The organism is Clostridium cylindrosporum DSM 605 (assembly GCF_001047375.1).
GTDB lineage: Bacteria > Bacillota > Clostridia > Clostridiales > Caloramatoraceae > Clostridium_AB > Clostridium_AB cylindrosporum.
Genome location: NZ_LFVU01000002.1, coordinates 42,826 through 67,916 on the forward strand (window position 1 = coordinate 42,826; position 25,091 = coordinate 67,916).

Annotated in this window: 17 protein-coding genes; 2 read left to right on the plus strand and 15 right to left on the minus strand. The window is 29.5% G+C overall.

Going from position 1 to position 25,091, the window contains the following annotated elements:
- Positions 1 to 246: 246 nt before the first annotated feature.
- Entirely contained in the window at positions 247 to 4,470 is a 4,224-nt protein-coding gene (locus CLCY_RS00835) for a 2-hydroxyacyl-CoA dehydratase (protein WP_048569244.1), read from the minus strand.
- 135 nt (positions 4,471 to 4,605) lie between these two features.
- Positions 4,606 to 6,132 (minus strand): GTP pyrophosphokinase, encoded by a 1,527-nt coding sequence (locus CLCY_RS00840; protein WP_048569245.1) that lies wholly within the window; start codon positions 6,130 to 6,132, stop codon positions 4,606 to 4,608.
- Positions 6,133 to 6,555: 423 nt separating this feature from the next.
- On the opposite strand from CLCY_RS00840, the gene CLCY_RS00845 reads away from it, so the two are divergent.
- On the plus strand, positions 6,556 to 9,165 hold the full coding sequence (locus tag CLCY_RS00845; protein WP_048569246.1) for a cation-translocating P-type ATPase: 2,610 nt from the start codon (positions 6,556 to 6,558) through the stop codon (positions 9,163 to 9,165).
- A 33-nt stretch (positions 9,166 to 9,198) separates the two neighbouring features.
- Here the strand turns inward: CLCY_RS00845 and CLCY_RS00850 are convergent, their stop codons facing one another.
- The 7 genes from CLCY_RS00850 to CLCY_RS00880 form a co-directional block, all read right to left on the minus strand.
- The gene (locus tag CLCY_RS00850) at positions 9,199 to 10,464 is read right to left on the minus strand and encodes an alkaline phosphatase family protein (RefSeq protein WP_048569247.1); all 1,266 of its coding nucleotides are present in this window, start codon (positions 10,462 to 10,464) and stop codon (positions 9,199 to 9,201) included.
- A 61-nt stretch (positions 10,465 to 10,525) separates the two neighbouring features.
- The gene (locus CLCY_RS00855; RefSeq protein WP_048569248.1) at positions 10,526 to 10,969 is read right to left on the minus strand and encodes a GNAT family N-acetyltransferase; all 444 of its coding nucleotides are present in this window, start codon (positions 10,967 to 10,969) and stop codon (positions 10,526 to 10,528) included.
- A gap of 23 nt (positions 10,970 to 10,992) precedes the next feature.
- Positions 10,993 to 12,483 (minus strand): tetratricopeptide repeat protein, encoded by a 1,491-nt coding sequence (locus tag CLCY_RS00860; protein WP_048569249.1) that lies wholly within the window; start codon positions 12,481 to 12,483, stop codon positions 10,993 to 10,995.
- 132 nt (positions 12,484 to 12,615) lie between these two features.
- Positions 12,616 to 13,683, minus strand: coding sequence for a 3'-5' exonuclease (locus tag CLCY_RS00865; RefSeq protein ID WP_048569250.1), 1,068 nt, complete (start codon positions 13,681 to 13,683; stop codon positions 12,616 to 12,618).
- Between the two features lie 90 nt (positions 13,684 to 13,773).
- Positions 13,774 to 14,073 carry a hypothetical protein gene (locus CLCY_RS00870; protein ID WP_048569251.1) on the minus strand — a complete coding sequence of 100 codons (300 nt, stop codon included), beginning with the start codon at positions 14,071 to 14,073 and terminating at the stop codon, positions 13,774 to 13,776.
- Positions 14,074 to 14,102: 29 nt separating this feature from the next.
- Positions 14,103 to 15,137, minus strand: coding sequence for a ribonucleotide-diphosphate reductase subunit beta (locus tag CLCY_RS00875; RefSeq protein ID WP_048569252.1), 1,035 nt, complete (start codon positions 15,135 to 15,137; stop codon positions 14,103 to 14,105).
- A 10-nt stretch (positions 15,138 to 15,147) separates the two neighbouring features.
- Positions 15,148 to 17,370, minus strand: coding sequence for a ribonucleoside-diphosphate reductase subunit alpha (locus tag CLCY_RS00880; protein ID WP_048569253.1), 2,223 nt, complete (start codon positions 17,368 to 17,370; stop codon positions 15,148 to 15,150).
- A gap of 277 nt (positions 17,371 to 17,647) precedes the next feature.
- Between CLCY_RS00880 and CLCY_RS00885 the strand changes: the two genes are divergently transcribed.
- A complete protein-coding gene (locus CLCY_RS00885; RefSeq protein WP_048569254.1) occupies positions 17,648 to 17,827 on the plus strand; it encodes a hypothetical protein in 180 nt (59 codons plus the stop codon).
- 176 nt (positions 17,828 to 18,003) lie between these two features.
- Here CLCY_RS00885 and CLCY_RS00890 read toward each other — a convergent pair whose 3' ends face one another.
- From CLCY_RS00890 to aroF, 6 genes are all read right to left on the minus strand, one after another.
- Complete coding sequence (locus tag CLCY_RS00890; protein WP_048569255.1) at positions 18,004 to 18,342, minus strand: arsenate reductase family protein; 339 nt, start codon at positions 18,340 to 18,342, stop codon at positions 18,004 to 18,006.
- A gap of 85 nt (positions 18,343 to 18,427) precedes the next feature.
- On the minus strand, positions 18,428 to 19,147 hold the full coding sequence (locus CLCY_RS00895; protein ID WP_048569256.1) for a PHP domain-containing protein: 720 nt from the start codon (positions 19,145 to 19,147) through the stop codon (positions 18,428 to 18,430).
- A gap of 92 nt (positions 19,148 to 19,239) precedes the next feature.
- Entirely contained in the window at positions 19,240 to 20,721 is a 1,482-nt protein-coding gene (locus CLCY_RS00900) for a vWA domain-containing protein (RefSeq protein ID WP_048569257.1), read from the minus strand.
- A gap of 19 nt (positions 20,722 to 20,740) precedes the next feature.
- A complete protein-coding gene (locus CLCY_RS00905; protein WP_048569258.1) occupies positions 20,741 to 21,922 on the minus strand; it encodes an AAA family ATPase in 1,182 nt (393 codons plus the stop codon).
- A gap of 154 nt (positions 21,923 to 22,076) precedes the next feature.
- A complete protein-coding gene (locus tag CLCY_RS00910; RefSeq protein WP_048569259.1) occupies positions 22,077 to 23,855 on the minus strand; it encodes a bifunctional homocysteine S-methyltransferase/methylenetetrahydrofolate reductase in 1,779 nt (592 codons plus the stop codon).
- A gap of 79 nt (positions 23,856 to 23,934) precedes the next feature.
- Positions 23,935 to 24,957: a 3-deoxy-7-phosphoheptulonate synthase gene (aroF, locus tag CLCY_RS00915; protein WP_048569260.1), complete on the minus strand. Its 1,023-nt coding sequence runs from the start codon at positions 24,955 to 24,957 to the stop codon at positions 23,935 to 23,937.
- Positions 24,958 to 25,091 lie beyond the last annotated feature (134 nt).

Below are 25,091 nucleotides of genomic sequence, written 5' to 3' on the forward strand. Positions count from 1 at the left end.
CCCTTAAATGTACAATCATATAATTGCTTTTATCTTGCCTATGATTGACCAAGTGATTTTAAATCCAAATAATTCACTTCTTGAATTATTTAACATTTATATATTAATATTCCATATATTCACTATACATTCCTTCTCAAAAAAAGACTTAAGGGATGAGCGAATCATCCCTTAGTATAGTACCCCTACTTCTCATTTCCTAAAAGCATATAAAAATCTTATGACTTTAATATATATTGCCGCATTTTACTCTTCACTCTTATTAAGACTTCTATATGCATTATTTAACATTAACTTTATTCTATTTAATTGATTTACAGTACTAGCCCCTGGATCGTAATCTATTGCAATAATATTAGCCTCTTTATAATTTCTCTTAAGCTCCTTTATTACCCCTTTACCAGTTACATGGTTAGGTAAACATGCAAATGGTTGCATACACACTATATTTTTAATCCCTTCCTCTAAAAGTTCTACCATTTCTCCTGTTAAAAACCATCCTTCTCCAGTATTGTGTCCAAGTGATAAGATTTTTGATGCTCCCTTTGCTATTTCATCAATAGGTTTTGGAGGAGTAAATCTTGTACTATTTCTTGTAGCTTCTATATATTCTTTCCTATATAAATTAATAATTTTAATAACAGAATTAGATATTAATTTATTCTTTTTACTCCCTGTTAAGTATCTTTCATCAAAGTTGGAATTATATAGGCAATAAAGAAAAAAGTCCATTAAGTCTGGTACAACAACTTCTACACCCTCATTTTCCAGTAAATCTATAATGCTATTATTTGCAGTAGGATGGTATTTTACAAGTATCTCCCCAACAATCCCAACTCTAGGTTTTTTTCTTTCATCTATTTCAAGAATATCAAATTCCTTAACCATATTCCTTAAATTAATATTAAACTTTTTTATACTTGGAAAATATAGAGATTCTTTAAAAATTTTATTCCATTTATTAAAAAGCTCATTTGATGAACCTTTAATCTTTTCATAGGGTCTAACTCTATATAGTACTTTCATTAATGCATCACCATAAATAAGAGCCATAATTACTTTATTTATAAGTGGAAGTGTTAATTTAAATCCTGGATTTTTCTCTATTCCTATTGTATTAACAGATATAACTGGTATATTTTCATATCCAGCATCTTTAAGTGCCTTTCTTAAGAAACCTATATAGTTAGTTGCCCTACAACCTCCCCCTGTTTGAGTAATAGCCACAGCTGTTTTGTTATTATCATACTCCTCTGACTTTAAAGCCTCAATAATTTGACCAAGGGCTAATATTGCTGGATAACATGCATCATTATTTATATATTTTAATCCCTCTTCAACTGCATTATTATCTATTGATGGAAGCACCTTTAAATTATATCCTGATATCTTGAAGGCTTCTTCTAATATGTCAAAGTGAATAGGTGACATTTGAGGAGATAATATTGTATAATTCTTTTTCATTTCTTTCGTAAATACAACTCTCTTATTATTTACTTCTGCCTTTACTGGCTTAATATAGTATCTATCTCTCTCCTCTATAGCAGCTTTTAAAGATCTAAGTCTTATTTTTACAGCACCAAGGTTTGCACCCTCGTCAATTTTAATCATTGTATATATTTTTTTACTTGATTCTAGTATCTCTTGAACTTGGTCTGTTGTAACTGCATCAAGCCCACACCCAAAGGAATTAAGCTGAACTATTTCTAAGTCATTTCGACAACTTACAAAACTAGATGCAGAGTAAAGTCTTGAATGGTATACCCATTGATCAACTACTCTAAGAGGTCTAGTTGTGTGTCCTAAATGAGCTATGGAATCTTCAGTTAAAACTGCCATATTTAAAGAAGTAATAAGCTCAGGTATTCCATGGTTTATCTCTGGGTCTATATGATATGGCCTTCCAGATAACACCACACCCTTTATTCCTTCTTCCTCTATGAATTGTAATATTTCTTCTCCTTTTTTCCTAATGTCCTCTTTTAGGCGCTTATATTCTTTTACAGCTATTTTAAAAGCCTTTATAATTTCACCTTTATCAATTCCAAGTTCTACAAACTCTTCTACTAATCTTTTCTTAAGACGAGTATAGTCATCTACTGGTAGAAAGGGATTTAAATATTCAATATTATTTTCTCTAATAATATCACAATTACTTTTTATAACCTCAGGATAAGATGCTACAATAGGACAATTAAAATTATTGTTAGCTTCCTCATATTCCTTATTTTCCTTTGGAATTGAGGGATAAAATATCCTATTAACACCCTTTTCAACTAAATCTATTATATGTCCATGAACAAGTTTTCCAGGATAACAAACTGATTCTGATGGAATTGTATCTATACCCTTTTCATATATTTTCTTCGAGGACTTATCAGATAAAACAACTTTAAACTTAAGCTCACTAAAAAATACATGCCATAGTGGATAGTTCTCATAAATGTTAAGAACTCTAGGTATACCAATAGACCCTCTTATAGCATCCTTGTCATCTAATGATTCATATCCAAATATCCTATCATATTTATATTTATACATATTAGGCATGTCATTTGATTTATTATTTTGACTGGGCCTTTCACACCTATTTCCAGATATAAATCTTTCTTTGTTAGTAAATTGAGTTATACTTAACTTACAATTGTTGCTACACATACCACATCTAGATATACTATTTTCAAAACCAAAGTTGCCCAAGTCATCCTTACTTATCAAACTAGATTTATACCCTTTTTTATACTTTTCCTTTGCAATAATAGCTACTCCAAACGCACCCATTATCCCTGATATATTAGGTCGAATAACTTCCTTATTTAAAAGTATCTCTAGACTTCTTAAAACAGCATCATTATAAAATGTTCCACCTTGAACTACAATACTATTCCCTATTTCATTTTCATTTCTTATTTTTATAACTTTATACAAAGCATTTTTAATAACAGAATAGGATAATCCAGCAGATATATCCCCTATATCAGCTCCTTCTTTTTGAGCTTGTTTAACCTTTGAGTTCATAAAGACAGTACATCTCGATCCTAAATCAACTGGATATTTAGAAAAATATGCACTTTTTGCGAATTCATCAATATTTAAACCGAGAGATATGGCAAAACCTTCTATAAATGATCCACATCCTGATGAACATGCTTCGTTTAATAAGATATTTTCTATAACACCATTTTTTATCTTCATACATTTCATATCTTGACCACCAATATCAAGTATAAAATCAACATCTTCTTTAAAAAACTTAGCTGCCCTATAGTGTGCGATTGTCTCAATTTCACCAACATCTATTCCTAGTCCTGCTTTTACTAATGCTTCTCCGTAACCTGTAACTGCTGAATTTACTATTTTCCCCTTATTATCTATTACTTTATATACTTCCTTTAATACATTTAAGCATGATTCTAATGGACTTCCCTCATTACTTCCGTAGTAGCTATAAACAAGGTTATTATTACTGTCAATAAGCGCTGCTTTTGTAGTTGTTGATCCTACATCAAGTCCTAGAAAACATTCACCACTAAAATCATCTACTTTTTCTATATTATTTTTACTATGCCTTTCCTTAAACTCAGCATACTCCCTTTCATCAATAAAAAGTGGCCTTAAAGAATTGTATGGAGAAACTTGTATTTTGCTTACATCATTCATAATATTAAGAAGTTCAGAAATCTTATATGTCTTTTCATTTAATGCATATAATGCTGCTCCTAAAGCCACATATAGCTGAGAATTCTGTGGAAAAATTACTTGATCATTTTCTAGGCTTAAAACATCAATAAATCTTTCTCTTAACTCAGATAAGAAATGTAAAGGTCCACCTAAAAATGCAATTTTCCCATTTAAACTTCTTCCACAAGCAAGTCCACTTATAGTTTGGATTACAACAGCTTGAAATATAGATACCGCTATATCTTCCCTTCTTGCACCTTCATTTAAAAGTGGCTGAATATCCGTCTTTGCAAAAACACCACATCTAGCTGCTATAGGATAGATAGTTCCATAGTTTTTAGCAAGTTCATTAAGACCACTTGCATCTGTTTTTAGTAATACCGCCATTTGATCTATAAATGCCCCTGTTCCTCCAGCACATGTACCATTCATTCTTTGATCTACACCATCTTTTAAAAAAGTAATTTTTGCATCTTCTCCCCCAAGTTCAATTACTACATCTGTTTCGCTATTAAATGTTTCTATACTCTTTGTTGATGCTATAACTTCCTGTACAAATGGTAGATTTAAAGATTCTGAAATTGATATACCTGAAGAACCTGTTAAAACAACACTAATATTCTCGCATTTAGCCTCATTTAAAACATCTTTAAAAACAGATATAAAACATCCTTTTATATCTGAATTATGTCTTTTATATTGACTTAAAACAATGTCTTTATTTTTATTTATAGCAACCACTTTCAAGGTAGTTGATCCTATATCTATACCAATAAATAACTGCCTCACTACACTACCTCCATATGCTATTTATATATTTTTATATACTAGTAAATATATATGTTAATTAAAAACATACTAGAACCTTACCCTGTAGAACAAAAAGGCTAATACAGAGCATTAACACCCTATATTAGCCTTTAATTACATTTTAAATAATGCTAATATCTCATCAGCACGTATTTCTTCTAAATTTTCTAATGTATCAATAAACTTTAAAACATCTTTACTTACTTTTATTTTTTCAGACTTATTTTTAACTACTTCAATAAATTTCATAGCATCCTGAACTTTAACACTATTGCCAAATACGGATAGTATTGAGAATTCTAGCAATCCATAATAAATATCCTCATATTTAACGAAACTTAAATATCCATCTATATTTTTTATAATTAGATCACAAATTTCTTCAATACATTCATTTATCCTAAGTATGTTATCTTCATATAGAAAATCAATTGTATCTATTTTATCAAAACATGATGCAATTTTCTTCATAAGGTCGTTTTTAATATATTTAGAAGCACTCTTAAACTTCTCATCTAATTTCTTAAATCCATAGCTATTAAAATACATATTTCTAATAAACTCAACAAAATTTTCAAAGTCCTCTTCATTTGACTTTGACTCTATAGCAAAAAGCATCCTAAAGAACAAATTCCATTGAAGTTCACTATTAATTGATTTAAGAAGTTTATTTCCGAATATCTTTGAAAATCTATCTTCAAAAACTATTTCTCTATCAAATATAATCTCACTATTGAAAGATATATCCGTCTTTCCAACTTCATTTATTCTAGTTAAAATTTTCAAAAGTACTTCGGTATAATCATCTGCTTCCAGAACACTATTTTTCATAGTAATATATTTTATTATTATATAGGAAGCTTTTCTAAAGTCCACAATGAATCCTAGGCTATTTTTCATCTTTGTTGAAAATACATCATAAAGAATCTTAGCCAAAAGCGATTCAATCTGTTCACGTCTTGTGTCAATATCAGAGGTGTTTTCACCATTAAAATAATTATCTATAACTAAAAGTTGATTATCAATCATAGTAAGATTATTTTTTATAGATCCCATAATTTCCTTGAAAAAATTATCATTTAGTATATAGTTATAATTTTTATATATTATTTTATGTTCAATATCTCCCCAAAACATATTAACAATAGACTTTATTTGAAGTTCAAAATTAAAAATCTTGTTTCTATAAGTGTATTTTCCATCTATTCGATATATTTTAAATCCATTTTTTTGCTCCTCTGGCTGTATAGTTTTAAGTTGGAGCTTAACATTTTCATTATCACTGCTATAAAAATATCCATTTGAATCATTTAACTTTAACTTTTTCCTAAGAAATTTATGGATTGATTTTTCATCTTCAATAAATCTACATTCTATTCGAACACCAATTAAATCAGATAAATTCTCTATAACCTCACAGGGTTTTTCATATCTTTTATAATACTCATTTCTTAATATCTTTTCTCTTAAACTAGTAGCAGATTTTACTCTTGAAACTGAATTTATAAAACCTTTATCTTCATCTATTAATAAATTTTCAAAATAATTTTCTAAATCTAAAGATGCCTCTTGTAGTTCACTTCCTAGGTCATCCAATATTTCTATCACTTCATCAACATAGTTAAATATTTTTAGTCTCATAGCTACCCCCTTATGCTATTAAACTTATAAATAGAGTTATAGCATATACTTATTATTTAAAATAATATTTAAATAATTTTCTTCCTAATTAAGTAAATATTATCAAAATATACTTATACTTATATAAATACTCTTAAATTTAGTTTAAAATACCTAATTTTTAAATTAAATTAATAATTATCTGTTATAATTAATTATTAATGATACCTTTTAACAAAAATTCCATTGACATATAAATAAAATTCTTATATGATGATATTTATTAAAGGGGAGTAGTTCAAAATATAACATCAACAATCTCGATTTTTATAATCTGGTGTTATATACCAATTTTGTTGGTTACGAGACTTTTAATATAATTCTTATAAATGGGGAATTATATTAAGGGTCTCTTTTTTTATTATGTCACGAAGGGAGATAAAAATGGAAAAATATTTTCTTAAATCAAAGGAAACAGTTTTAGAAGAGTTCAATGTATCCCAAGGTACTGGGTTATCTACAAACCAAGTAGAGTCAAGTATAAGTAAACATGGATATAACGAACTATTAGAAACAAAAAAAGATAGCCTAATTAAGGTGTTTTTTGATCAGTTCAAAGACTTATCTGTAATCATTCTAATAATTGCTGCCTTAATATCTATGTTTATGAAAAATGTAGAAAGTACAATTGTTATTTTCGCTGTACTCATATTAAATGCAATACTTGGAACAGTTCAGCATGTCAAGGCAGAAAAGTCCTTAGATGCACTAAAATCCCTTTCCTCTCCTAAGGCTAAGGTTCTTAGAAACGGAGAAAAAATTGAAATAGTATCAAGGGATGTAGCCGTAGGTGATATTCTTTTGCTTGAGGCAGGAGACTTTGTTACTGCAGATGCTAGAATAATTGAAAACTATTCCCTTAGTGTAAATGAAAGTTCTTTAACAGGAGAAGCTGAAAATGTATTAAAAACATCAGATGATATATCTAATGAGAATATACCTTTAGGAGATCAGAAAAATATGGTATTTTCAGGTACACTTGTTACATATGGAAGAGCTACAGCTGTTGTATGTGCAACTGGTATGAATACTGAAATAGGCAAAATAGCTTCTCTGCTAAATACAGCTAAGGAAAAGAAGACTCCTCTTCAAGTTAGTCTTGATGATTTCGGCAAAAAGTTAGCTATAGGTGTTATACTAGTATGTATTCTTGTTTTTTTCCTAACAGTTTATAGAGGATCAACCTTAATTGATTCCTTAATGTTTGCAGTAGCACTTGCAGTTGCTGCTATTCCTGAGGCTTTAAGCTCTATAGTTACTATAGTTCTTGCACTAGGAACACAAAAAATGGCTAAACAAAATGCAATCATAAGAAATCTTAAAGCTGTTGAGGGTCTAGGTTCTGTATCAATTATTTGTTCCGATAAAACAGGAACCCTAACTCAAAATAAGATGACAGTTAAAGGCGCTTATGTAAATGACACTATGCTATCTATCGAAGAAATAAATATAAATAATCATTCTGAAAAATTCTTAATTGACTCTAGTGTACTTTGTAATGATTCAGAATCTGAGGGCGGTAAGGAAATAGGCGATCCTACGGAGGTTGCCCTTGTGAATCTTGCTCAAACATTAAACCTTAAAACTAAGGATATTAGAGATGCATTCCCAAGAATAGCAGAAATACCTTTTGATTCTGATAGAAAACTTATGAGTACCTTGAATAAAATTGATAATAAACACCTACTTTTAACAAAAGGCGCCGTAGATGTTATGCTTCCAAAAATGAAAAGTATACATATTGAAGGCGAAGTACTTGACTTTACATCTGAACACAGAGAAAAAGTTGAAGAAGCTAATAAAAGTTTTTCTGAAAATGGATTACGTGTACTTGCTTTTGGATATAAAGAAATGTCTTCATCTACTGACATTTCAACAAATGATGAAAAAGACTTTATATTCCTTGGATTAGTTTCTATGATAGACCCACCAAGAGTAGAGTCAAAGATGGCGGTTTCTGATTGTAAAACTGCTGGTATTAAAGCAATAATGATTACTGGAGACCATAAAATCACTGCTTCAGCAATAGCTAGGGAAATTGGTATACTCGAAGATGGTGATGAGGCAATAGATGGGATAGAACTTGATTCTATGTCAGATGAAGAGCTTAAAAATAGAATACGAAATATATCTGTTTATGCTAGAGTTTCTCCCGAACATAAAATAAGAATAGTAAAAGCATTCCAAGAACTTGGTGAAATAGTAGCTATGACGGGAGATGGTGTTAATGACGCACCTGCACTAAAACAAGCTGATATTGGTATATCAATGGGTATAACTGGTACTGAAGTTGCTAAGGATGCTTCTTCAATGATATTAACAGATGATAACTTTGCTACAATAATAAAATCAGTTGCTAATGGAAGAAACATATACACAAATATACAAAATGCTATTAAGTTCCTACTTTCAGGTAACACAGCTGGTATATTTGCTGTTCTATATGCTTCACTTGCTATGTTACCTACTCCATTTGCACCTGTACACCTATTATTTATTAATCTGTTAACTGATAGCTTACCTGCAGTAGCAATAGGTCTTGAAAAGCCTAAAAATGATTTACTTAAGCAAAAGCCTAGAAAATCAAATGAATCAATTTTGACTAAACCTATTATTAAGGCAATTGCTGTAGAAGGATTTATAATTGCTGTATGTACTATAATAGCGTACTATATAGGATCAAAAAGTGGAGATAAACATGTTGCTTCAACAATGGCGTTTTCTACACTTTGTCTTGCAAGACTTTTCCATGGATTTAACTGTAGATGGACTAAATCTTTATTTAAAATCGGGTTCTTCTCAAATAAATATACTTGGTATGCATTTATTGTAGGTTCTGCACTTCTTGCTATAGTTTTAAGTGTTCCACCATTTATGAGAATATTTGAAACTGTTGCATTAACAGGAGAACAAGCAGGATATATGTTACTATTAGCATTTATCCCAACAATTATTATTCAAACATATAAAGTAATAGTTAATGATAGAAAATAAGTTAAAAGGCTATGGGTTAATCCCTTAGCCTTTTTATATATCTATAATTTCATATATTACATCACCTTCTGCTTCTTTTAAGGTAAATCCAAGTAGAGCTGAGAATGTTTTAGCATAATTAATAATGTGTCCTTTTTTAAGCTTTACACCTTTTTTAATTCCCTTTCCTGATGCAATAAAGAGTGCATTATAATCCTCTTTTAGTGGACTATATCCATGCTGCCCTATTGGATGTGGAAGAAACTCTAAGTAATCTCCATGAAACTCATCACTAAAATAATATCCCCTTGATGCTTCTATCATAAAACTACAATTAGTATTTGCACCTAAGAATGCTGCCTCCTCTGTTGAGTAAATACTTTCAATTATTCCTTTATTCTTTAAGTCTTCTAGGATAGTTTTAACATTATATAAACTCTTCTTATCTTTAACATAAATATATCCACTTCCATCGCAACTATCGAAATATGCCTTATAATTCCTAAATAATCCCTTTGAGTCTACATCTAAAAGATTATTTTCTGAAAATAGTACATTCGGCTTAATCTTTATATGAGCATCAATTTGACTATGGTCTCCAAAAGCTATAATTGCAGTATCATCATACATATAGGCTTCTTTTAAAGCAGAGATTATATTTTGAATCCTTATATCCAATCTATCAAGTGCTGCTTTAGCTTCAGGTGAATCTACTCCATAATCATGTCTTTGAGTATCTAAATCTATAAAATGTACAAGCATTAGATTAGGTCTTTTAGATTTTATAGTATGTGCAACTGATGCAGATACAAAATCATCTAGAAATGGCTGCTTTATTCCGCGTCTAAGCTTACCGAATCTCAGTTCTAAATCTATCATAAAAGCCTTACTACCTGATAATAAAAGCTTTAATGCATCTTTTTCATATTTTTTAGTTGCCCATATTTCTGGTAAGTTATAGTTGATTTTTGCCCCTGCAGCTACTGGCCATAAAAATGCTGCTGTTTTTAAACCATCTCTTCTTGCGGCATCGTAAATCGTATCTCCACTAATATACTTTCTGTACCAATACCATTCTCTATCTAAGTTACCCTCATCTAAAACCTTATTTGATACTATGCCATGATTCTTAGGATATTTTCCAGTTACTACTGTTGCATGAACAGGATATGTTAAAGATGGATATACTGTTTCTACATTTTCTATGTAAGAACCTCTTTCAAGTAAAGATTTAAACCCTTTGAGATTTTTAATATATTCAAAGTCATTAGAAGATAGTCCATCTAATGATAAAATTATTAAATGCTTTGGATTCTTCATTATATCACCTCTTTACTTATAATGCCCCAAATCATGAAATATCAATAATTAATTATAAAACTTATTTAACAAGTGTCATTTTTATGTGGGGAATTCCTACTTCATCATATACTTCACCAATTTTAACAAACCCAATTGATTCGTATAATCTTGAGACATATTCCTGTGCAGATATTGTAATACTATTCTCATTCATTTCTTCAAATATAAACTTTACTGCCTCTATCATCATTTTCTCAGCAATTCCTTTTTTTCTATGCTCTTTGGCTACAAGTACCCTTCCTATTGATGCATCTTTGTAGGCTGCCCCTGGCTTTAGTATCCTACAATATGCTATTATGTCTTCATCCTTTAAAAACACATGATAAGCATCTAAATCTATACCATCTAAATCCTCTTCATCTAAAATATTTTGCTCTAAAATAAAAACATTTGCTCTAACCCTTGCTATACTGTATACTTCACTACTTGTTAAATCACTAAAATGCTTAATCTCAAACTTCATATTATTATTCCCTTCTATATAAACTAAAATAAACTTTCATCAATATTCTCTATATTTAAGCTCTCTAAAATACTTTTAATTTCATAATTATCTTCTTCTACATTCTTTGACTTTAAAGCAAAATCAATATCTTCAATATATTTCTTAGCATCTTCACTACCTGCTGCTTCTGCAAGCTTATACCACTTTAGTGCTTTTTCAAAATTCTTTTCACATCCTATTCCTATTTCGTAAATCATACCTAAGGAAAGCTGCGACTCTACATCTGAAAGTTTGGCTGCCTTTTCATATAATTCTATAGCCTTTTTTATATCCTTTTCTACACCTAATCCATTTTTATACATAGATGCTAAATACCTAGTTGCAGCTTTATCTTCTTCTACTACACTTGAATATAACTTTATGGCTTTTTTATAATCACTTTTCACACCAATACCTAACCTAAACATGTTTCCTAGAAGAACAACTGGTATATCCTGTCCATTTGATATAAGATTCTTATAATTATCAAAGTAAGGACTTAAATTCTTATCCCTATACATTCCCCTATTATAGTAATTTTGTATCATTGTTAGTGCATCTAAATTCCCAAGTGATACAGCCTTATTATACCATTTTAATGCTAATTGATACTTTTCCTGCATATCATATAAATTTGCTAAATTAAGTATAGCCTCTTCCACTCCATCCCTTGCTCTTGCAAAATCCTCTAATGAAAAAGTAATACCTTCTATATTTATTGCCTCTACTCTATCAATGCTTTCTATATATATAAATGTATCAGCTATTTGAACTTGTCCCTCAAACAAAGCTACCTTACCGTATAAAGGAATAGTACTTTGTTCAATTGATAACTTTTTAATATCTTCTTTTCTTAGTCTTATAAATGATTTTACAATATCGCTTTTTATTTTAAACCACTTATAAAAACCTATCTTTATAGGAAGTATTTCAACATCCTCAATATATTTATCTTCTCTAAGTTTTACCGCACCTATATTTATATATGGTGTGTAATTAACTCTTTTTTCAAATTCTTCAAATGTTTCGTATTCTGCCTTCATAAGTACCAGTGTATTTACTTTCACAAGTCCTTTTTCTTCTTTTATATAGATATTATTAATATCACCATAAATTTTGCCATCAAAAACTTTTAATCTTGCAACCAAAGGATATTTTCCATTTTGTAGTTTACCTTCTATATTATTTTTATCTATATAAACCAATGCTATTCTTGGAATGGAGAATTTGAAGTTTTGATATATAGAAAAATCCAAATATATCATATCAGTATAGTTATCATATCTTTCAATATCAAAATAAACTATACCTATCTCAATTTCTTGATATCCTTCTACTCTTTCTCTAAAACCTTCATAGGTTTCATTATCTCTTTTCAAGTATACATTTTCACTTTTTATATCAAAAAAATCTCTATTCACATCAAAAGGATTATGAATTTTACCAATTCTATTTTTTAATGAAGTATCTATAATCTTATAAAAGGTATTCATATTTACCCCCCTTACCTTTAATTACAGTATAATTCAAAACTTCTTTAGTATGTAAGTAATATTTTGTTAAAAATCTTCGCAAAAAAAGTTATCCTGCATAAGTATACACTTTTCAGAACAACTCATTTTATTCTAATACATTTCTTTCTTATATCTATCATAGACCCTATAAAGGTTATATGCATCATTTAAAGCATTATGCTGATCACCTTCAAATTCCTCTTCATATACTGATAGAGCCTTAATTAACGAAATAACCTGGTTGCTTCCCTCGTGATAATAACTAAACTCCTTTTGGAAATCTACATAATTTTTTCTAATTTGGTATATTAATTGATTATGATTTCCTTCTAGTGTACTATTGCTTTTTAGTGCTTTTATATCTTCTCTACCCCAGCTCATAAATACTATCTTACCATCACCAAGCCATCTTTGCATATTCTTCATAGCATCCTTATAATCTATTCCCATGTCTACCTCTAATTGTGTAAGGCCTGTAATTTGAATACACCTTTCACTTAAAATCCTCTGTACCTTTGGCTTTATTACAGTATAAAACTTATGAACTGATTTAGTTTTAATATGGTACTTTACAACTCCAATAGAAACTACTTCCCAATAGCCTAATGTATTATCTTTTCTATCAATACAATTCATTTCAACGTCGAAAAAAGCTAGGCTTTCACATCCATCGCCTATTGCATCTTGAACTTTCCTAATTCTTTGTTTTTTTCTTGGAAGTTTGTATCCTTTTAGCTTTTTACCATTCTTTCCAAGTAAACTTTGTGAATAGAGTTTTTTAAATATCTCTTTACTTTTTTCATCATATCTTATACTCCAATTAGTACGTGAGTTAAGCATAAATCTTAACTTTTCTATATTACTAATTTTAAATTTACCCTTTGCTAAATTTAAATTTATAAACGCAGGGACTATCTTTTTATCAAAACTAATAATGTCTATAGGAATTTTTGATTCTTCCTTGGAGTTTAATGACCTTTCAAGCTCTGAAAGTGAAGAAAATAACTCTCTAAAGGCTATATATTTTGCCAAAGAAGAATGCTCAATATCTGTAATCTTTTTATTTTTTCTAAATATTATATGTCCTTTATTATCAATTACAAGAATTCTTATACTTATTTCCTTTTTTACGTTTTTATATAGATCACTATAATAACAAATAAACTTGTTTACTCCCATTTATTTCACCTTTAAAATAAGAATTTGTTTTAATCCACAGAAATAAGTATAACACTTTTTATATAGGTATTACAAACTAGGTAATTTGAATTATAAATTCTCCCTAGCTTTATCAGTTAATATATATATGGATAATGCACCACTATGTTCTAAGGTAACACTGTCCATTTTCTTTAAAAGAACACCTGCTTCTTGAAGTTCCTTTCCTAAACTATCTGTCATATCTCTATTTTTTAGAGTTACATATTCTTTATTCATTTTATAGCCAATATCAACAGTTGGAGAAAGAATAGCCTTCCCATTTTCATCATAAATTTTAAATTCTGTATTACCATTTTCATATTTACTAAATATAATATTACAATTTTGACCGTTAAATTTTATTTCCATTTTTAACATCTCCCTTTATCTTAATTATATTATAGATCATCTACTATTGCACCTGCTTTAGCGTATGCCGTAGGCTTTGCTTCAAAAAAATCAGTTTTAACTGAGTTTGAGTCTGCTAATATATCTACCCATGGAGCTGGATTCTCATCATAGCCCTCATAAAGTTTTCCAAGACCTAAAGCAGAAAATCTTAAGTTTCCTAGATACTTAATATAATTTTCAATAAGATTTTTATTTATACCTTGTATATTATCTCCAATTACATAGAAACCCCATTGAATTTCATTTTCCACTCCCTCTTTCATCATTTCTCGAAGCTGCTCTATAACTTCTTCTGTAAACATATCCCCTTCTTCAATAATTAATTCCTTTATTATATTTCTAAAAAGCCAAAGATGTGTATTTTCATCTCTGTTTATATACCTTATCTCCTGCGCTGAACCTGGCATCTTACCATTTCTTTCAAGATTATAAAAGAACATAAATCCAGAGTAGAAATATATTCCCTCTAGTATATAGTTAGCCATAAGAGTTTTTAAGAAATTAAGTTTTGTAGGGTTATTTTGAAAATTATTATAAAGGTCTCCTATAAATTTATTTCTCTCAAGTAAAAGTGAATCATCCTTCCACTGATATAAAATTTCATTTCTTTTATCAGGGGAACAAATAGTATCTAGCATGTAACTATAGCTTTGAGAATGAACAGCCTCTTGAAAAGCCTGAATAGTTAAGCAAAGATTAACTTCTGATGCTGTAATGTAGTTATTAATATTTCCTAGATTTGCAGTTTGAATAGAATCTAAAAATATTAAAAATGATAATATCTTATCGTATGCTACTTTTTCTTCATTCTTTAATTTACTGTAATCTTTTAAATCCTGTGAAAGATTTATTTCCTCTGGTATCCAAAAATTATTCATAGCATTTCTATACCAATCAGATACCCAAGTATACTTCATATTGTTGAAATCATTTAGATTTGTTGTGTTTCCATTTATCATTTTTCTTTTAATTAAATCAATGTCTCCAAACTCATTAAAAAGCGGTCTTTTCTTTATACCCATAATATCCTCCTTAAGAACTACAACTCTCACACTTTTCTATTTCCAGTGACCTTGAGCGTACATAATATATACTTTTTACACCTAATTTACAGGCTTCTACATATAGATTCATTATTTGTCTCATTGTATAATCAGTAGTTATATATAAATTAAATGATTGTGCCTGATCTATATGTCTTTGTCTAATTGCATTAGCTTTTATACTCATACTTTGATCAACATTATAAGCTGAAATGTAAAACCAGAAGTTTTCCTTTGATAGTTCTGGTGCAGTTTTAGGAACTATACTTCCCTTTTTTTCTTCAAGCCAAAACCTTGAAATAACAGGATCTACACCCTCTGATGTTCCTGCAATAGTTGCGGTTGATCCATTAGGAGCTACTGCTAATAAGTATCCATTTCTGATTCCATATTTCTTTACTTCTCTTTTTAATTTATCCCATCTTTCTGATGTATAATTTCTTAATCTAAAATAATCTCCTGTATCATAATCTGAACCATCAAAAGCACTATACTTCCCTTTTTCTTTTGCTATGTTTAATGAAGCCTTAATTGCAAAATAATTAATATCTTCATAAACCTTATCACAAAATTCTAAATGCTTTTCAGATAACCAGCCAATTTTATTTTTAGCAAGCATATGATGGTATCCACTTGTTCCGAGCCCTACTCCCCTATACTTTTCATTTGTAACCTTCGCATATGGAACTGCATAGTAATTAAGATCAATTACATTATCCATTGCCCTTATTTGAGTTTCAACTACATATTCAAGTTCCTCTTTATCATTTACATCTACATTACCTAGTACTATTGAAGAAAGATTACAAACTACAAAGTCACCTGACTTTGTTCTTTCAATTATTATTTTATTAGAGTTCTCATCTATAACTTCAGATTGTTCAATTTCTAATTCACCCATGTTTTGCATTATCTCACTACATAAATTAGAAGAATAAATCATACCTTTATGTTTATTAGGATTCATTTTATTTGCTGCATCTCTGAAAAACGCAAATGGAGTCCCGGTTTCAGATGCACTTTTTATAATGAGTCTTATAATATCTTTTATCTTCATTGCTCTCTTATCAATTCTATCGTCATTAACACAATCAAAATACCTTTTCTCCCATTCATCTCCATAAAAGTCCTCTAAGGAATATCCTTTTATGGTTTTCACTTCATGAGGACACATCATGTGCCAACTACCATCTATATTACTTTCCGCCATCTTCCAAAATAAATCTGGATAACATATCCCTGGAAAAACATCATGTGCCTTTTTTCTATCATCACCATTATTTGTTTTTATACCTAAAAATTCTGGAATATCTTTATGCCATACATCAAGCCATACTGCAACTGAACCATTCCTAACACCTAATTGATCAACTGCAACCGCTGTATCATTATATAACTTTATCCATGGTATAACTCCTCCTGATGCTCCCTTAAATCCTCTTATTGTTGATCCAAGTGCCCTCACCTTTCCAAAGTATATACCCATTCCGCCGCCAAATTTAGAAATACTTGCAAAGTTATCAAGGCTTTTATATATACCTTTTAAGCTATCTCCAACAGTATCAATAAAGCATGAACTTAATTGATAGAAAGGCTTCCTTGCATTACTCATTGTTGGTGTTGCCATAGTTGCTTTTAATGTACTTAGACAATTATATATTCTTTTAGCCCAGTATAATCGATTTTCCCTTTTCTCTGGTATTGCAAGATGCATTGCTATTCCCATAAACATTTGTTGTGGTAGCTCTAAAACCTCTCTATTATAATTTTGTATTAAATATCTTCTTGAAAGAAGATGTATTCCACTATAGGTAAATAAAAAATCACGATTTGGATCAATTTCCCTTTCAAGCTCTTCAATTTCTTCCTTGCTATAATTATCTAATATATACTTCCCATAAAGACCCAAACTTGTAAGTTCTCTAATAAAACTATAAAAACCTTGATATGGACTTGAATATTTTATACCTCTATTTTTACTTACCTCTTCATAAAGCTTTAAAACGTAAAGTTTTGATGCAGCAAATTGCCATTTTGGCTCAGTCTCAGATGTAAGTTCAAGTAAGGATTGAATAATTGAGTCAATTAACTCATCCCTAGTCATGTTTTCTCTTATAATATTTTTAAGTGCTTTGTGTAAATTATCTATACTATAAATATCTTCACTAGAATCAATCGCACCTAAAGCTATTTCACATAATTTCTCAAGCATATATTACCCACCTAACTACAATATCTTGTATATCATATAGCATATAAATTCCTATATATACTATATATCATCTTTAATAATTATAGTGATTAATTGCTTCATTGTAAAATTAATTATTAATTAAAATGAATTAATAATTAATAATTGCTATCCTTTTCTTCATATACTTCATCTTTTCTTAATTTTTGAACTTTTGTTTTATATACAAAGAATAGAATATAAAAAAATAAAAAAACACATAATAAATTAACACTAAGTTATAGAAGGAGTGATATTTATGACATCTCATAGAGAATTAAAAGTTATAGGAGAAAACTGCACATACTATTCATCAAATTCACTAATATCAGCACTAGGAGTCAGCACACCAACAAGTTGCACAACTTGTTCTAATTGGAGTGGAGCAAAGTGTCTGATTGGAGTTTACGACTCTGTAAAAAATTTAATTAAAGAATAAATTTTCCCTTGTTAATCATCTTCATACCTTAATATATAATTCCTTTATAATATTTATAAAATCCAATACAAAAAGGATAGAATATATTTATTTAAATATATTCTATCCTTTTTCCATCAATGTAAAACACCAAAATTTTATCTAGTAATATTTTACCCTTAACTTTCCTAGCTTATTTATTCCCAAGCTCCCCATACTTCAGGACAATATCCTACTGTAGCAAATTTTCCATTTCTAACAATAGGTGTTTTAAGAAGAAGTGGATTATTTAAAACCATTTCCTCCCTTACCAAAGAGTTTACCATCTTATCCATATTAAGACTATTATAAATTTTAGAATCTGAATTTATTATATCCTTTAGTCCTAAAGAACTTTTAACACTTTGTAATTCACCTTTACTTAAACCTTTTAAATTAAGATCTATTAATTGGTATTTTATTTTTCTTTCTTTGAAATATCTTTCTGCTTTTTTTGTATCAAAACATTTTTTCACTCCAAAAATTTGTATATTCATATTTTCACCACCTGTACTTATTTATATTTTATTATATCAGTATAATTCTTTTCAATATTATATAAAAGATTATTCATAGATTTAATTAACTTCTTTTTCTCTTATCTATATAAGGGCTTTTTTCTAGTTTTGACCTTTTTAAAAACCTTTCTATCTCTTTACTATCGAGATAAACTTCTCCTATTAATCCATGATTAAAATCCTCTGTCTTATTAGTATGAAAATCTGATCCTGCAGTGTAAAACAAGTTCTTCTTTTTTGCAAGGTTAATATATATTTTTGTATCTCTAGAAGTGTTTCTATAATATTTAGCCTCTATCCCATCAAAGGGAAGATCTATAATCTCACGAGTATATTCCTTCTCAATCAAAACCGGATGCGCTAATACAACCTTGGCTCCAAAATATTTTAAAATTTTCATTCCACTTTTTAGTGACACTTTCCCTTTTTTAACTTCTATTTCAAATTCATTTTTAAATAGCTTTTTTAGCTCTTTATCCTTCTTCTTTTTTATATAACATAGAGCTTTTGAAAGTTTCTCTTCCTTATATCTATCATCCTTAAAATATCCTAATATGTGTACCCTATGACCTTTAAATCTTGTTGATAATTCTATACCTGGTATAACCCGAATACTGTGCTTATTTCCTTCTATAATAGCCTCTTCCACCCCAAGAGTTGTATTATGGTCTGTTATAGATATAATATCTACTTTCATTTCACATGCGTATTTTATAACTTCAGTAGGTGTTAATTCTCCATCTGACATAGTTGTATGAACATGTAGGTCCGCTTTCCTAAACATTACTCTCCCCTTAAAACTACTATTAATATATAAGATATTTATAAGCATTAAAAATGTACCTAAATAAAATCTAGGTACATTTAAAAAAGTACTTATAATGTAAATAATGTTTCATTTGTAGCTTCTACAGCTTCATTAGTTAACTCTCTCAAAAGAATTTGGGTGTCATTTATTTTGTTTAGTCCCTCTTCAATATTATCTGCTACATTTACTGTAATCATTCTAAACTGCTTTTTCTCTTTGTTCAAAATAAATTCTTCTATAAAATCTTCATCTAGTGGTGCCTTACCATCTGTTATAAAGATAATATCAGCATATTTATATTTTGCTGTATTTATTAGTTTCATAGCCTCTGTTAAAGGTTCAACAAAGTTTGTTCCACTTCCAATAAATCCCGTTGCTAAATCATACATCTTTCTAGGCTCTATTTTTCTTTTATTAAATTCTATAACTTGTCCTACTTTATAGGAAAAAAGTATACCAACAAAATCCCTTTTTTGTTTGAATGCTATATCAAGTAATGCAATAGCAACAGATTTTGACCATACTTCAAGTTCTCCTTCCATTGAACTTGAGGTATCTATACAGCATATAATAGGACCCTTTGATTTTATTCTATTATTTTTGTATTTATATGACAAAAGTTCTTTTTGATGATATTTTTTATAAAAACTTTTTTTAGTTATTTCATTTGCTAAAAGAAGCTTTTCCGAAGGAAGAACCTTATGAATTTCGTCACCTAGCTTTACACCACAAATTTCTTGCCCTTCTTCTCTGGTTCTTCTTTTTTGAAGTTGACTTGCAGAGGCTTTAAATCTTCCTGCCATTTCAGATATTTGCTTAACTTTTTTTAGTCCCTTAAGTTTTATAGCAACTTCTACTTTTTCATCGTAGGATGTTGGAGTCATTTTTCCGTCATTAAGTCCCCATGATTTAATAGTAGAGTTTATACCAATAAACTCTTTATATGCTGCAGATACACTTTTATACAATATATTAGAAGACAAAATACTTTTTTCTAGATCATTAATACTATTCTCTATAGAGGTTTCAAAACTAGTAATTTTCTCCTTCATAAGCTTTGATTCCTGTAGTTTTAACTCATCTTTACTACTTCTATATTCTAAACATAGCTTTTTATAATCACTTAAAGCCCTTTTATAAGAAAATAATGCTTTTTCATATGATGCAACTTGACTTTTAAAATCATTATTATTATTTATAAACTTTATATAGTTTTGTATAAAATATTTTCCTATAAGTTCAGATCCTAAAAGTGAATTAAAGTAATTAACATTGCAGCTTTTTCTATATGAATCAAATTCATCTGTTTCAAATAGTTTAGTTATTAATCTATTGTTAAATTTATACTCTACATTAATTTCCTTCGATGACTTTATTTTAGGCATAGCTTTGAAAAGAGCTAAATATATATCTTCACTTAATCTTTCATATGTAGGAAATACCTTTATATATTCCTCGATGCTTTTCTTTAACCTTTTGGAACCTTCGTGTATCTCCATATATATATCAAGATCTAATTCAAAATATTCAATGGTATTTTTACTCTCCACCTTTATTCTCCTTATATTCTTACATCATTAAGTCGTCTTCATCAACCTGTTTTGATATATATTCCAAGTAATCCTCAACTTCCTTTTTTAAACTTTCGAACTTTTTCAGAACTCCATCTTCCATAAGTTCTTTTTCCTTCATAATCCTTTTAAGCTTTTCATATAAATATTCTACAGAACTTTTTATTTCAACTATCATTCTTACGTCAGTTATTGTCTCTGATGCATCTACTATTTCTACATATCTTTTCTTAATAGTATTATATTCTTTTTCATATGCAGATACAGATGATTCTTTTAGAACCTCTTCTATTTTTTCAATTTCTGATGGTTCATTCCATAAAACATCACGTAAACACTTAAAATCACTTGAATTTACAGACTCTCTATTATCAAGAAGGGCACTAACTCTTAGTACCTTTAAGCATTCATTTTGTCTTCTATCAGAAACTACTATACCTTCTCTAAGTAATGCATTCATTAGTGCTATATATTCCTTTAAAATAGAATCATCTATCTCAATATTGTCCATTGCTTCTCTTAAAACATTAATATCGTCTATTGTTACTGTTGTAGGTGAATCATTTTTTGAACCTTTACTTAAAAAGTTTTTAAGCATTATCATTTTATTTTGTACATCTCCAACATAATCAACATACATTCTAAATATCATTCTGTCATAAAGGGCAAGAAGTGAATCCTCCTCTGGAAACTCATTTGATGCCGCAAATAATGATATAAGTGGAACATCCACCGGCTTTCCATCGTTATAAAATAACTTTTCGTTTATAAGTGGTAGAAGAATATTAAGTGTAGGTTCATTACACTTAAATATTTCATCTAAAAATACTATCTCCGCTTCTGGAAGTTTATTTTTTGTAACTCTCACAAATTTATCTTGTTCCATTTCTCTAATACTAAATGGTCCAAGGATTTCAGATGGATCAGAGGTTCTATTTAATAGCCATGAAAAATATCTTCCGTTTACTATTCTCTTACATAATTCATCTGTAAGAGCACTTTTTGCTGTCCCAGGTGGTCCTATCAATAACACTGATTGTCCTGTAATTAACGCCTTTATACTATTATCTATTACTTCATCTCTTTCTACAAATATACTTTTTAGTTCAGATGAAATACTTTGAAACTTACTAATTGCATTTTGAACTTTCTGAGTATAGCTAATATTATTTTCTTCCATTGTTACTACCTCCTAAACATACAAATATATTATACATTATTTTTTATATTTTAAAAATTTACTACACCATATATTATAATTCCCAATAAGTAGTATAGCATAAAAATAAGACTACCATAGATTTTTTCTATACTAGGTAGCCTAATTTTAATAATTAATTTATTTTGTCTATAACTCTCTTGACAACCTCTACTCTATTGAATGGAGTTATAAAATAGAACCCATCTACATATGGCTTTAGCTTATTTGCTATGCTTGCTGCTATTTCAACACCAACTTCATATCCTTCTTCCTTTGTCATATCCTTATTGAATTTATTGATACATTCTTCAGGAATAAGAATACCTGGAACTTCATTATGAAGAAACATAGCATTTCTATAACTAACAAGAGGCATTATACCAGCTAATATTTTAGCGTCTTTTCTATCTTTTTTAAGATTTATAAGATAATCTATAACCTCTTGATCAAATATAGGTTGAGTTAAGAAAAAGCTTGCTCCCTTTTCTATTTTCTTATCCATTCTTTTTATTTCAGCTTCCTTATTAGTTACATTTAAGTTAAGTGCTCCTCCGATTGCTATCTTGTCCATCTGGAAAACATCTTTATTCATTTGCTCTATTAATTCAATTAACCTAAATGAATTCAGATTAAATACACTTTTTGTACTTACTCTATCTTCTTCTGATATAGGATCCCCTGTAACTGCAAGAATATTTCTAGTACCTTCAATGTGTGATGCAAGTAGTCCTGACCTAATAGCATTAATATTTTTATCTCTGCAACAAATGTGTGGAAGTACATCTATACCCACTTCTCTTTTTATTTTTGTTGCTACCATTAGTGAATCTACTCTTGCAAGTGCTCTTGGTGAATCAGCTACGGTTATTAAGTCCACTCCAATTTCTTTGCAAAGCTTAGCTCCATCTATAATCCCACTTATGTCAACTCCAAATGGAGGATCTAGCTCAACCGCAATAACAAAATTCCCATCAGAAACTTTCTTAGAAAAGGCGCTAGTCTTTTCTATATTTACTTTCTTTTCTGCTATTTTCACACTTTCAACAGCAAAGGAACTAGGTCCTTCAAATTCTAGCTTTTCTTTTATTTTTGATATATGTTTTGGGGTCGTACCACAGCAACCACCTATTATCTTTACACCAAGTGATTCTATATCAACCATCATATCCGCAAAATAATCTGGATTATTAACATATACGCTTCTTTCATTTATAATGTCAGGATACCCAGCGTTAGGTAGTGCAGATACTATACTACTGCACATATTTATACCCTTTAGTATTTTATATAAGTGCATCGGACCAAGTCCACAGTTAAATCCATAGGCATCTACATCTAGAAGCTTTACACCACTTAGAACTGACTCGAGACTAAGACCTCTTCTTGTAAATCCATCCATTGTAAATGAAAACTGAGTTAGTATAAATGCATTACTATTTCTTTGTCTTATATATGAAATTACCTTTTTTAAATAATCAAGGCTACTAAAAGTCTCAAATACAAATATATCCGCACCAACTTCTAAAAATGAATCAACTATATATATATATTCATCATATAAATCAAATTCCTCATCATCAAATCTTGGCTCTGGTATAGGACCAATACTTGCTCCTACAAATACATCTTTATTTTCAGCTACTTTTCTTGCAATTTTATAACCTTCCTGAATTATTTTTTTAACTTCGTTTTTTGATACTCCAAGTGTAATTGAATTAGCAGCAAAGGTATTTGTTCTAATTAATTTAGCTCCAGCATCTATATATTCTTTGTGTATTCCTTCTATAACTTCAGGGTTTTTTAAATTTGCAAACTCACATTTTGATACATTATCCCCTGTAATTTCTGAATAGTATGTACCCATAGCCCCATCAGTTAAAAGTACATTTTCTAATAAATATTCCCTTACCAACTTGTAATCCCCCTTACGTTATACTCTATGAAGTGTAGCTGAGACTATAATATACCTACAATAAAGTCTTATTATTTAATTATATACCTTCTATATCTCTACCTTCAACCTGCGCTAAAACCTTTATCTTATCCATTATCTTACTAAATTCTTCAGGCTTTATAGACTGTGCACCATCACAAAGCGCCTTTGCTGGATTGTTATGAACTTCTATCATAAGTCCATCTGCCCCTGCAATTACCGCTGACTTAGCTAGTGGCTCAACAAGCCAATTTTTCCCTGTAGCATGTGATGGATCTACAATAACAGGAAGATGTGTTAACCTCTTAACTACTGGAATTGCACTTAAATCAAGGGTATTTCTTGTGTATGTTTCAAATGTACGTATTCCTCTTTCACAAAGAATTACATTTTCATTTCCACCTGCCATAATATACTCAGCAGACATTATCCACTCTTCAATCGTTGAAGATAAACCTCTTTTTAGAAGTATAGGTGTTTTTGTTTTTCCAAGCTCTTTTAGAAGATGAAAGTTTTGCATATTTCTCGCTCCAACTTGAATAACATCAACTCTATCTACAAAGTCATTTAAGTCTTCAGTTGCCATTATTTCTGTAACTATTGGAAGTCCTGTTTCCTTTTTTGCCACTTCAAGAAGTCTAAGTCCTTCTTTTTCTAGGCCTTGAAAACTATAAGGTGAAGTTCTTGGCTTAAATGCCCCTCCCCTTAAAAAGTTTGCTCCACTCTCCTTAACCTTCTTTGCAATTTCTACAATTTGCTCTTCACTTTCTACAGAACAAGGTCCAGCCATTATAGCTAGATTTTTACCACCTATTTTATTTCCTAAAACATCTATTATTGAGTTTTCTGGTTTAACTAGTCTATTTGCTTTTTTATATGGTTCGCCAACCTTAAGTACTTTGTCTACTTCACCAATAGCTATCATCTTATCTTCATCTATTTTTGATGTATCTCCAATAAGTCCAACTATGCAAAAAGTTTCTCCCTGTGACAAATGTGTTTTTAAACCTAAGGCTTCTACATAATCCTTAACCTCTTTTATTGACTCATCCTTACATTTAGGATTCATTATTACTATCATTGTTTTGCCCCCTTCTTAAGAAAAACTACCTTAATAACCCCATATGAATTTATTTCGTATATTATAACATACACTAATACTTATATATATATATTATCGAAAATTATTCTGCCATATAATTACAATTTAATATT